Source organism: Hyalangium versicolor, from assembly GCF_020103695.1.
GTDB lineage: Bacteria > Myxococcota > Myxococcia > Myxococcales > Myxococcaceae > Hyalangium > Hyalangium versicolor.
In genome coordinates, this window is record NZ_JAHXBF010000024.1 from 1 (window position 1) to 12,557 (window position 12,557).

The following is a 12,557-nucleotide window of genomic DNA, read 5'->3' on the forward strand; positions in this document are numbered from 1 at the left end:
AGGCGTCGACGTCAGCCGCGAGCAGATGGCCGCCCTTCACCTTGAGCGCTCCAACTTCCATGGTGAGTGGAATTACACCCTCCGGCCAAACTGAAACTTTATTTCTGCGCGGCTCCTTAGCGAAATCTTTATGAGAGCCCCCAGACCCATTACGCGCCAGGTGGGGCCGACTCCTAATGGTGCGTCCTGAGCATAGATGGGATGAAGCGGCAGGACACTACCCATGTGGTAGTCCCGCAGCCCCACAACGTAGGACGGGTGGAGGCTTGCAATGGAGTACATCGGGACCGAGCGGGAGCACTTCGCCGAGCTACTCGAAGGCAGGTCCTCTGCCCGCATCCTCATCGAGTCCTCCACCGAGAGTGCGTGCGTGGCCCGGTGCCAGGAGGGGCTGGGGCACGAAGTGGTGGTGGCCGACCCCAACTTCGCCCCCATGTACGCAACACGCAGCCGGCGGGTGAAGACGGACAAGCGCGACGCGCGGACGCTGGCGGAGGCCTGCAAGCTGGGGGCGTACAAGTCGGCTCATCGCACCTCAGATGGCCGCCGACATCTGCGTGCCCAGCTGACCGTGCGCGAAGCGCTGGTGCGCACCCGCGCGCGCTACATCAGCCGCATGCGTGCGCTGGTGAGGCGCGAAGGGTTTCGCGTAGGCAGCGGCAGCGCAGAGGCCTTCCCCACGCGTCTGGAGCTCCAGCTCCGAGCGGCGGGTTCGAATCCAGCCGCCTCAAAGCAGAACAACTTATTGCCCGCAGCCTCGGACCTCCACCGACAGGCTGTTCACCATCTTAACAGCTACGCGTACCTACCGGCGTGCGCTCATTCATAGGCTCCCAGGTTGCGCACCTCGCACTGTCGCTGCGGACGCCTCGTACAGGTAAACGCCCCCAGCGTCGTCCAGTGGCCCATCCAGTGCTGCGGCGCTCGTGACAGGCCCATCCTGGATGGCGCCGTCAAGTGCGGCTTCTACGGCGGCCACGTGGAGCGCGACAAGCGTGAGTTGAGCCTGCTTTGTCCGGAGTGCTTCGCGTGACCTGGAAGCCCCAGGTGCTTCTGGGATGCCTGCCAGGCAGTGCCTCTGCCGCAGGAACAAGGCCTCACGATAGAGTCGGTCCCATGAGCGAGCGGAAGTCAGATCGGCGAGCCGCCGCCGCGGGCGCCTTGCTCGTAGCCCTGGGGATCGCAGGGCTCTGGCTCTTCCTGGGCGATCCTTCGGAGGCGCCTGGGCCCGAGAACAGCTCCCTCACCCGTTCACAGCCTCCCGTCACTCGCCCCACGCAAGCCACCCGGCCCCCACCGGCTCCCCGCCCCGAGCGGCCCTCCAAACCGGGACAGGACAACCCTCCCACAGGCGTGCTGGAAGTGGAGGTCTTCTCCGAGAACCAGCCGCTGCCCGGCGCTCGGATCCAGGTCTACGAACGCGAGCCGGGTGACCCCACCCTCTTCCCAGCACGATGGACTGGCAAGGACTCGGGCGATACAGGCGAGAACGGGCGGTGGGTGCTACCCGTCTCTCCAGGCAGCTACTACGTGACGGCTCGCGCGGAGGGGTTGGCTCCAGGCTATGCCGCCGTGGTGCACCCACCGAGCTCCGCGAGAACCCGTGTACGACTGATCCTGAACAAGGGCGTGGAGCTGGTGGGCTTTACCTTCGCGAAGGCAACAGGCGAACCCGTGTCGTTCGCGGAGGTCTCCCTCATTCCTCCCGCCCTTACGTCGGGCGCGGGAGTTCGCCCGGATGTACCCGAGGAGGAAGCACTCGTAGCCACGAGCAACCAGGTGGGCGAGTTCCGGTTCTCGGGAGTGGCTCCGGGCCGCTACCGCATCGAAGCCCGCGCCCCCGGCTACATCACCGCCATGCTGCCCTCCGTGCCAGCTCCATTTGAATCACGCGTGACCCTTCTGATGGGCACAGGCGGCAACGTGAAAGGCACGGTCCTCGGCGCGAATGCTCAACCCGCGCCTGGGGCAGAGGTACTCGCCCTGAGCGGAGAGCAAGGCAGCTCGGTATTCACCGACGACGAGGGGCACTTCTCCTTCGAGCTGGCTTCAGGCACCTATTCCTTGTCGGCTCGGAAGGGAGAGGAGGCGGGAGCTCTAGAAGGCAGGGTGACGGTCGCCGTGGGGCAACCCACCCAGGGGCTGCGCCTTCAGCTCGGAGCGGGAGCCTGGGTCTCTGGGAAGGTGCTCCGCAAGGACGGCTCGCCTGCGCTGGGAGCGCGGGTGGAGGCGCTGCCTCCAGGTAGCAGCGTGGCGCGGGGACAGACGGGAACGGACGAGCGCGGCGCCTTCTCGCTCCCAGCCCTGGCTCCGGGCACCTACGTCCTCCAGGTCACCTTCCCCGAGGACCGCTCCTTCCAACACGGTCCCCTCACACTGGCTGCGGGCGAGCATGTCTCCCTCACGCTCACCCCCAGCGATGAAGCGCCCGGAGAAGACATCGAGTGCCTGGTGGTGAATCCGCGCTCCCGTCCCGTGACGGGGATATACATCCGCATCAGCGCGACCACGGCCGTCCCCAAGCCCTTCACGGGCCTCACGAATTCCCAGGGCATCGCTCACATCAGCGGGCTGCGCCCCGGAACGTTCCGCATGGAGGCACTGTATGGCGGCCGCCCCGTGGGCCCTGAACAACCCTTGCTCGTGCAGGAGGGGCAGCGTACCCCATGCTACCTCCAGATTCCGGACGTGTTCGAGCCGGAGAAGGGGCTCGTGGAGGGCCAGGTCCTGCTGCGCTCGGGCGGACTTCCCGAAGAGCCCGTGCAGATCCAGGTCACCGGTCAGGTCTGGTCGCCGCAGGAAAAGAAGCAGATCCAGGCGCCCTATAAGTCGTTCCCCGCGGATGACCAGGGGAGGTTCCAGCTCGCATTGCCCCCCGGGCCATACACCCTGAGCGCGCTCCGGCAGACCCGCCTCGGGTGCGGCACGGTGGAGCAGAGCCAGATCCAGGTGGAAGCGGGTCAACGGGCGGAGGCCACGCTTCTCCTGGAGGATCCAACATCCTATTTCCGGCTGCGGGTGCTGGACTCGGAGGGAGCGCCCATGAAGCAGACGCTGGTGAAGCTGCAATTCCATACCGAGAGTGCCTTCACTGACTTCATCTGGACGAACGCCCAGGGGTTCGTGAATGTCTGTCTCCCCCCGGAACTGATGCAGCCATCCACCTCCTTTCTGCTGACTGTCAGCACCTCCTCTCTGCGGGCTGTCAGGCCCCCCTCCTCCACGCTCACGGCGAGGGCGGAAGTGACGAGCGGAACGCGTGAGCTCACCGTCCGGTTAAAGCCCATGGCTGTCGTCCAGGGGCGGATCATCCATCCACACGGGCTTCCCGTGAGGAACTCCATCGTGGACATCCGCTCGCTCGACCCGAACGAGTACCCCAGCACCTACGCGTTCATGGGGGACCGGTTCGAAATCCCCCAGTTCCCCGTGGGCCCCGCCCAACTCGTCGTCATCGCCGAGGGGATGAGCGCCTCGCTCTACCTCGATCTGCAACCCGAGGAACGCAAGGTGCTGGAGCTCCCCGTGTATCCGGGTGTCACGGTGACAGGCCGGTTCGTGAATGCGGCCACGCGGCAACCGGTGATCGGACTTCTGAGGTTCTATCCCACCGAGACCGGCCCGGACGGCCGCTTCGTCTTGCGCGATCTGCCCCCGGGAGAGTTCTTCCTCCGGATCGACCTCGGGCCCTACCTCCGAGTCAAGCTGCCCCCCGGACAGGACACCGACTTGGGGGAAATCGCCATCCCCGGGCGGTGAGACGGCGGGGACTCGAACCCACCCCAGCCAGTGGCGAAGTCCCTTCCCAAGAAGTCCAGGTGCAAGCAATAGCGTCCAGGCTTCAGTACTCCTTGTCGCCGACGTAGCTTGCTGTCACTCCTCTATCTGTGGTGACACCAGCTCTCCCATCACGAAGAGCAACCTCTGAGCCTCGTCATCGATCAGGACGAAAGGCCCCATGAAGTCGAGTGAGCGCCAGGCCCGAGAGGTGCTCGCCAGGCTGCGCAGGGCCTCGACCAACTCGGACCGAAGGGGGGACTTCGGCGGCAACATGTTCCGGAGCCGATCCGCCATCTGCAAGAAGAGGTGCTCGATCTCACGGCCATACTCCTTCAGTCTGTCGAGGCAGCTCCGAGCCCAGACCTCCGGGAACGCGGACACGAGTTCTTTGATGTCGTCGTGAGAAAGCTGTCGGTTGTCCGTCCAAACAAAGGGCCAGGCGAATGCGGCACGTCGTGCCCAAGGCTCTGTCTCTTCGGGTTTCAATCGCATCAGGTAGAGGCACGCCTGGTAGAGGGCCGGTGACGGCTCGACGGACTCCGCCACGGCGCGGAGGACGGGTTCGATCTGTCTCAAGATACCCGCACGCGAGGCAGCCGCGAGCCAAAGCGGGAGAGCCCCCTCCTCGAAGAAGGGCTGTTCACGGGGCCACGCATCCATGCGGTTGAGACGGTCCGCGAGCACTTGGGCTACTTCGGGCGGAAAATCCCCCTGTAACCAGGCCTCTAGCGCCGCATTCATCCGCTCCAGGTCTCCGTCGCGAACCCAGGTGGCGAGCCCCTCTCGTATCACCTTCTCATCGGTCCAGGCAGGCCACAGGGCACGCAGGAGCCCCCCAAGAGGGGCCACCCCCAGATAGCTGATCTCTCCGTTGCTGTCGGGCTTGCCCTCGATGGCGTACTTCCAGGCACCGACAGCCGTCACCCGGGCCGCCTCCCGAACCTCCGGTTGTGCCATGAGCGCGCGGAGCAGACTGCGCGGGAACGGGACAACCATGTCCACGCACAGGGGAAGCCATTCAGCGTAGATGCTCACGGCGTCACTCTCGCCTCGAGCTGCGAGCGGTTCGAGAGCGAATCCCGGAAAGAGCGACGGCATTGTGGCATCGGCCCCACTGCGCCAACGCTTCACCAACGCCTCCCCAATCCGCGAATGCTGCGAAGCAGCCTGCCCCAGGGCCTCCTGAGCTTCCCATGGGAAGAAGCGACTCTCTCCTCGCACCAACTCCACCGCAGCCTCGGGAACCTTCGCGGCGATGGAGCAGACTGCCCGGGCAATGTCCCGCGGATCGAAGCCCGCCGATTGCAACTTCCGCCGGAGCTCCGGACTGCGAAGAACGGGCGCAATGATCCAGAGCAGCTCTCGCTTCACGACGGAGGAGACCGGAGGGGGCTGGGAACTGTCCACCTCTCGTGATGCAGAGACGGACGGTTCCCTGGCGGCCGCGGACGGAGGCCTTGGCCAGTGGTGCTCAAGCCACGCCTTGCCCTCTGGCACACCGCGGTAGGCATCAATGGCCTGACAGACAATGAGAAAGCTCCACCCTCCCTGATACAGCGTCTGAAGCGCGGGAAGGGCCTCTTCGGCGGGCACCTCTCCTGGCAAGAGGGCCACGGCAGCGGCTCCCGCAGTGAGCCAATCGCCCTCGTGAAGGAGTTGCCGCAGACGCTCCCGCATGCTGTCCGAGTGCGGCATCTCACGGAGGACGCTCGCCGCCGCGAGCACAGGCTCCTCTTCCATCGAGAACCCGAAGTGATGACCTTCGTCCGAGAGCTGTCCAAGGAGAACCTCCTGAACCTCGGGGAGATGATTCCACCGGGCCAGCTTCTCCGTCGCCACCACGCGGATCGCGAGATCCGGGTCTCGGAGCTGGGCGATCCAGAACGAGACCGACTCCTCCTCGTGGCGAGCCAACCAGGCGGCCCGGCTGGCCACCGTGAACAGCACCGGCTGCAACTTCCGCCACAGCGCATCCCAAAGGGGACCGCCTTGGAGCGCGAGACTTCGCACTTCCTCCCCCACGCGGCGTCGCCTCCACGTGGATCTTTCCTCCGTGAGGAGCTGCATCAAGTGCTGTGTGAGCGATTCGACGGCGGCCGGGCCCAACCTCAGATCGCGAGCCGTTTGCAAAGCCACCAGGGCACGGCGCAGGGAGTGATCTCCCTCTTCGGCCGGGTGTCTTTGAAGGAGGCGCTGAAGCAACATGGGCACCCGCTTGGGCTGGGATAGCCCGCAGCGCTCCAGTGCCAGGCGCGCGACCTCGCTCGCCCACGGCTGACCGGCGAGGGAGATGAACTCCGAATCCTCTCGATCCAAGAGGGCTCCCGCAGCGAGGTACTCAGCGACGGCTCGGAAGGGCAGTTCCCAGGTTCCGTCCGTCTTGAAGCGAATGAGACCGAGCTCATTTTCAGCGACATCCATGGCGCGATCGACCCCGGAGTCTCCCAAGGCCTGGGCCAATTCCATTTCGAGCACATGCCTCGGCAATGGACCGCTTCCATGTTTGAATCCTCGGAGTGCTGCCCGCTCGAAGGCACCTTGGAGTTGTTTCCAATCCTGGGTACCGCGTGCCTCGGCCCACCTCCGAAAGAGTCCGTCCACGAGCGGGCGCAAGAGTTCGGCCCGGCTCCCTGGAGGCACTTCCCCCTTCGGGGCATAAAGGGCGAGCAGCGTGTTGCACAGCGGATTGGCACTCATCAAAGGGTCGAGCGCCAGGAGCGTCTCGACTGGAGAGGCGGGCTCTCGGTCCGGGGCGGCCTTCCGCCAGCGCGACAAGAACTCCCTTCTCTCGTCTTCGCTCCACGGAGGCACTTCGATCCGTTGGGCTCTCGGAAGCAGGCGGGGCTGGAGATGCGAGGCCCTGCACCCGACGGCCACCCCCGCGACCTGACCGAGGTCGACAAGCTCTGAGATCCGTTGCAGCCCTTGTGGGTGAAGCCCGACTTCTATTTCATCGATCAGGAAGATCCATTGGCTGAGAGGATCCGCCCATAGAGAGGCGTGCTCTCTACTGTGCTGAACCAGTTCCTCCAGGGATTCGCTCACGAGATCGCCCGCCCGCAGGCGCCACGGCAGCGGAGCTTGTGGCTGCGCAAGAGCCACCGCCGCCAACCGAGCCTCGGCTTCAAAGAGGGCCGTGGTCTTTCCTCCTCCCATGGGAGCCACCACGAGGACGAAGGGTTTGAGCGTGGGATGGTCCGGACTCAGCCACTCGACGAGTTCTCCGTCGTAGCGCACGGATGAGGTGCCGCCTTGCGCTAGCAAGGGCTCCTCCGTCTTTTCGCCCTTCGATGCGCGCGGCTCCTCCAGCACCGTCTCCGCCCGCAGATGGGGCATGAGGCGCAGGCGCCTGGGGAGCAGAACGTCCTTCAGGAGGACCCCGCTCTGCAACAGGGCCGGAATGCTCAAGGGATACAGCGGACCAGCCGACTGGAACGCCTCCAGCTTCCGGCGGCAATACTGTTCGCGCATCCGCAGGCGTTCCCTCTGGGACAGCCATGGGCCCGACCCGCAGTGGTCACGCAACAGCTCGGAGAAGTGCTCCCAGTCCCAGACTTCGAAGTCGAGGTGAAGCTTCTCGCCCAACTCCCGCGCGGTGTCCTTGACGCCCGCGGTCACCTTCGCCGTCGTCACCACCACGAAGGTGTCGAGCCGGCTCCGATGTGGAAACCCTTCGATCAACGGGATCAGGTCCCGCAGGTGCTGCGGCTGGAGCGACGCCGAGAGGTAGTGCTTCGCCTGGAAGGCCCACAGCTTCCCGGTCCCTTCAGGCCGCCGGTCTTGTGCCACGACGTCGATTCCATGCTGCCCGTTTCCCTGCACGCCATAGCGGCTGGCATGGAGATCCTTCAACAGCGCTCGTGCGAGTCGAGCGACACAACACTCGAGTTCCGACCAGGTCTCGGGGAGGGGAATCTTCGGGGCCATCAGTTCACCAGTGCAGGCTCAGGCTCATAGCCCATCGGCTCGTACCCGGCAGCACCATCCCGCCCAGCCGCTTCCACCACGCAACACAACCCCTACCCTCAGGGCTTCGAACCCTCGGCTCCGGTACCTCAGCCTCCGGCACCGGAAACTTCGAACAGAGGGCCATTCATTCCAGTTCTCGACCACACTCACAGTGGATTCCGAGGGCGCGCCCGTCGTCGGCTGGTGCGAGAGAGACACGAGCGATCCGACCGGTCAGCTCTTCGTGCGGCGCTGGGATGGCGCGGCATGGCAGCCACTCGGGTTGAGCCAGGCACTTCGCGATCCTGTGAGGGACGCCGCAGGCCCCGCGTGTTCTTGGCTTCACGCTGGGCCTGGGCGCCGGTGCTCAAGTGGCCGCACAGCTGGTCGGCCCCTTGGGCACTCTCACTTCACGATGCTGTCTTCGAAGGCGGCAAACTGCCCCTCCAGCTTCCACTGGAGCGACGCGCGCTTGTTCTCGGAGAGGAAGCGCTCGCAGTCGGCCGAGGCAGGCGTCGCGCCCAGGTCATCCTTGGCGCAGGCGCTCACCGCCTTGCCGTAGACCTCCGACTGGGCCCAGAGGCTGGCGCCCTCGACGAAGGCGTTCTCCAGGCTGACTCGCGCCATGTACTTCAAACGCCGGTAGTCCAGGCCCTGGTCGGTGACGGCCGCGAAGTACTCGTCGCTGATGGTGCCGCGCAGGATCCCCTGATCATCCGTCGCCAGGGTGACCGGCACCCCGTACTCGATGTACTTCGAGAGCGGATGAGCGGCCCCCTTGGCCCCAAGCAGGACGCGGTTGGACGTCAGGCAGATCTCCACCGTCACCCCGGCATCGTGCATGTCCCTCACGAGATCGTCGACTCCATCACCGATCGTCTCGCCCAGCACGTCCACGCCGTGCCCGATGCGCTCCGCATGGGCCATGGCCACCGCATTGCGGATGTGGAACGTCAGGTGATCCTGCGATGTCGTCGACAACACCTGCGGGATCAGCTCGCCCGCATGCAGCGCGATGTGCACCGGCTTGCGGCCAGGCTGGTTGTCATTGAAGTCATCCAGCGTGCCCAGGGCGAACATCTCATCGTTGTAGTAACTGAGGGAGTTTCCGTTCTCCTCGGGAGACACCAGGTTGATCCCCACCATCTGGGGAACCACCTGCGCCAACTCAAAGGCATACACCCACTGACCGAAGACATTCTCCCGGGTCGCCGTCCGGTTGGCGGAAGAAATCAGGCGCACCTCCACGTCACAACCCGGGTCAGGCGCAGCGGTGTCGCAGCCGAGGATCTGACGCGCGCCGCTCAGCGTCGACGCGATGCTCGCGGCCATGTTGCTGATCGCCGTCTTGAAGGCAGGGGTGTCGATGATCTGCTGGCGCTTGGCCAGCAAGGTCGGCGCATCCCACGTATCCGAAGGGCTGAAGAGTCCGGCCGCGATGCCGCCGCCCGTACCCGCGCCGAAACCCTGCATCAGCTCCACGTAGATCTGCTTGTTCTGGCCGGCCTTGGACAGGATGTCCGCGTAGCTATCGTCGCTGCGCGAGTCGAGCTGCACCGCGCCATACTTGCCGAAGGCGTCGAAGAAGTGCTGGTGCGCATCCAGCAAGGGCCCGGAGAAGCCCTCCATGGACCACGCTCCCAGGACGGCGTCATGGAACGCGCGATCATTCGCCGCATTGGACAGCGGAACAGTGTTGGGCGCACAGGGATTGCTGGCAACGTACGTGGTGGTGTTCACGCACGCTCCATCCTCCCCTCCCCACTGGATCAGCTTCTCCGTGGTGATGGAACCCGAGGTGTGGTTGTGCAGATCTCCGCCCTTGGGCAGGTCTTGGAGAAAGGTCTTGAGGGCCGCAGGATCGGAGCGCAGCGACTCCACATGATCGTTGACCTGGTCCTCGCGTTCCTCCGGCGACGGATCTCCGCCACAGCCGACGAGGAGGAGGGTGGACATGACAGCGGTAGACAACATGCGATGCATGAGATTCTCCATCAGGGGGTTTTTAAGAGGGCCGCTCGGATCGGGAGGCGATCTCGCGGTGGACATCTCCCATGGCCGCGAAGGCCAGGAGGTGCGCGCGGCAACTTGCACGTGCCGGGCCAACCGTTCGGCAAGCCCGTAACACCCTCTCTTCCCTCGTAGCGAGGGCTGCGCCCACTGACATGGCTGTGTCAGCGCGCGCGACTGGCGTGTCAGTCTGACACGTCAGCCTCACCCCGGCTTGCGGCCCGAGACGATGGGCACGTGCCATACCGCATATTGCGGTGGAGTCTCGATCGCCGAGATCATGGCGTCGAAGTTGGCGGTGACCTCGGGGACGGAGTGTCCGCTGGCGTCCGCCAGAACCTTCACATAGCCATCCCGCCAAGCCTTGAGGATGCCCGCGAAGGTGACACGCGGCACTCGCAGCGTGTCGACAGTGACGTAGTCCATGGCGATGTCGAGGTAACCGAACCGGTCCAGCAAGGGCGGTGAGTGGCGGCCGATACGGGCATCGCAACCGATCTGGTGCGCGAACGCGACCACGCTCGTATTCCAGAACCGATCTGGATCGAAGGCATCGCCACCCAGCGCGGGCATATGCAACATGCCGTAGTCCTCGGACAACAGATGCAGCCAGCCGCCGGGCTCGAGCACGCGGGTGATCTCGGCCAGGACCTGCGGGAAGTCGGGCACTGCCTGCGACATGTGCCGGCACACCACGAGTTTGAAGCTGGCATCCCCCTGCCCCAGCGCGAAGGCATCACCCTTCTCGTAGCGAATGCGCCCACCGAACGTGTCGCCCTTGCGAGCGATCGCCAGGTTCGACTCGAGGATATCGATGCCGAGCAGACGTGCCTGCGGATAGCGCAAAGCCAGCCTCCGGGTGATCTCACCGGTTCCACAGCCGAGATCGAGGATTGTCAGTGGGCCCGACAGACCATATCGATCGAAGAGGCGTTGTTCCTGCGGCCAGATGGCATCCGCCTGGTGAGCGAGCGTGCGCACCATCGACTCGTCCCCCATCTGCTCTGATTGTGGATTGCGGTCATGGTCCATGCGGTGCCTCGAGAGGTGCCACATCCATAACACCGTCGAGGCGAGTGTTCCCGCGCATCTCCTGTGCCGAAGGACGCTCTTCTTCACCTCTGTTCCTCGGCGTCGGACGCGTTCATGGAGGAGCGCGCCTGCGCCTGAGCCCGGAAAGCACACGGCAATGCTGGTAGCTGTGTACACCGCGATGAGGGAAGATGGGGCCATGCGCACTCAGCTTCTGATCATCTCGGCTCTGATCCTGGCCGGGGCCGCGACCGCCGCGCCCGACACCTCGAAGTGGCTGCGCCACCAGGACAAGGCCACTCAGGCCTCGGCAGCCTATCAGTGGCTCGATGTCATCCTCGAGGCGAACGCCCGTGCGGTGGACCGCGTGGGGGCCCGCCCCACCATCCTCTCGCGCGACATGGCCATTGAAGTGACCGCCATGTACGACGCCTGGGCGGCCTACGACAGTCAAGCCGTCGGCACCCGCCTGGGGGGTCGCCTGCGCCGCCCAGCCGCCGAGCGCACCGATGCCCACAAGGCTACGGCCATCGCCTACGCCGTCTACCGCGCGCTGCTCTTCAACCACCCGGAAGACACGGCGTGGATCGAGAGCGAGATGCAGCGCATGGGTCATGACCCGAAGAACGACTCGAAAGATGTGACGACCCCGGCCGGCGTCGGCAATGTCGCCGCGGCCGCCCTCATCGAGTACCGGCGGCACGACGGTGCCAACCAGTTTGGGGATGAGGTGGGCTCGCTCACGAAGAAGCCTTTCTCCGACTACACCTACTACGCTCCCGTGAACCCGGGCGCGACCATCAACGACCCCAATCGCTGGCAGCCCATCCCCTTCTCGGACGGCAAGGGCGGCTTCTTCACCCCCGGCTTCCTCACCCCCCACTGGTACCGGGTGAAGCCCTTCGCCCTCGAGCGCGCCGACCAGTTCCGCCCGGCCCCGCCCCCCAAAGTGGGGGATCCGAAGCTCGACCGCGAGATCAAGCAGGTGGTGGACTTCAACGCCAGCCTGACGCTGGAGCAGAAAGCCACGGTGGAGTTCATGCGCGACGGCCCCCGCTCCACTGGCCAGTCAGGCCACTGGCTGCGCTTCGCCCAGGATGTGTCGCGGCGGGATGGCTTCGGCATCGACCAGGATGTGAAGGTCTTCTTCTCCATCGCCAACGTGGCCTTCGACGCCTTCATCGCCTGCTGGGACGCCAAGCGCTTCTACGACTCCTCCCGTCCGTGGACGCTCGTGCGCCACCTGTACAAAGGCCAGAAGATCATGGGCTGGGCGGGCCCCGGCAAGGGGGTGAAGAAGCTGCCCGTGGAGCAGTGGCACCCCTACTCGCCCGACAACTTCGTCACTCCGCCGTTTCCCGGTTATCCCTCGGGCCACAGCACTGTCAGCGGCGCGGCAGCCAAGATGCTTGAGCTCTTCACCGGCAACGATCGCTTCGAGGTGATCGAACACCGCCGGGCCGGGGTGCTCACCGAAGAAGGCATGCGGCCCGAACTGATGCAGTCCGTGAACGGAAAGGCCGCCTCCAAGGCCGACGCCGAGATCGTGCTGCTGCATCCCACCTTCAGTCAATGCGCGGAGATGGCTGGCCTCAGCCGGATCATGGGCGGCTATCACATTGAGTCCGACAACGTCGAAGGCCTGGCCCTGGGCCGCACGATCGCCACCTACTCCTGGCCAAAGTATCAGGCGTGGTTCAACGGCACGGCCGCGCCCTGAACGCTCCAGGTTGCTGAATCGGGGCCTCAGGGCTGGCCTGAGAGGGAGGAGGTGGAGGTAGCGCGAC

The 12,557-nt window shown here is 65.3% G+C and carries 6 protein-coding genes; 3 read left to right on the forward strand and 3 right to left on the reverse strand.

Going from position 1 to position 12,557, the window contains the following annotated elements; translation table 11 throughout:
* Positions 1-271 precede the first annotated feature (271 nt).
* Positions 272-829, forward strand: a complete 558-nt coding sequence (locus tag KY501_RS39385) for an IS110 family transposase (RefSeq protein WP_224369048.1) — start codon at positions 272-274, stop codon at positions 827-829.
* A gap of 287 nt (positions 830-1,116) precedes the next feature.
* Entirely contained in the window at positions 1,117-3,759 is a 2,643-nt protein-coding gene (locus tag KY501_RS39390; RefSeq protein ID WP_224369049.1) for a carboxypeptidase-like regulatory domain-containing protein, read from the forward strand.
* Positions 3,760-3,873: 114 nt separating this feature from the next.
* Here KY501_RS39390 and KY501_RS39395 read toward each other — a convergent pair whose 3' ends face one another.
* The 3 genes from KY501_RS39395 to KY501_RS39405 form a co-directional block, all read right to left on the reverse strand.
* Positions 3,874-7,707, reverse strand: a complete 3,834-nt coding sequence (locus KY501_RS39395; RefSeq protein ID WP_224369050.1) for a restriction endonuclease — start codon at positions 7,705-7,707, stop codon at positions 3,874-3,876.
* A 426-nt stretch (positions 7,708-8,133) separates the two neighbouring features.
* Entirely contained in the window at positions 8,134-9,711 is a 1,578-nt protein-coding gene (locus tag KY501_RS39400; RefSeq protein ID WP_224369051.1) for an amidohydrolase family protein, read from the reverse strand.
* 231 nt (positions 9,712-9,942) lie between these two features.
* On the reverse strand, positions 9,943-10,770 hold the full coding sequence (locus tag KY501_RS39405) for a class I SAM-dependent methyltransferase (RefSeq protein WP_224369052.1): 828 nt from the start codon (positions 10,768-10,770) through the stop codon (positions 9,943-9,945).
* A 199-nt stretch (positions 10,771-10,969) separates the two neighbouring features.
* On the opposite strand from KY501_RS39405, the gene KY501_RS39410 reads away from it, so the two are divergent.
* Positions 10,970-12,490, forward strand: a complete 1,521-nt coding sequence (locus KY501_RS39410; RefSeq protein WP_224369053.1) for a vanadium-dependent haloperoxidase — start codon at positions 10,970-10,972, stop codon at positions 12,488-12,490.
* Positions 12,491-12,557 lie beyond the last annotated feature (67 nt).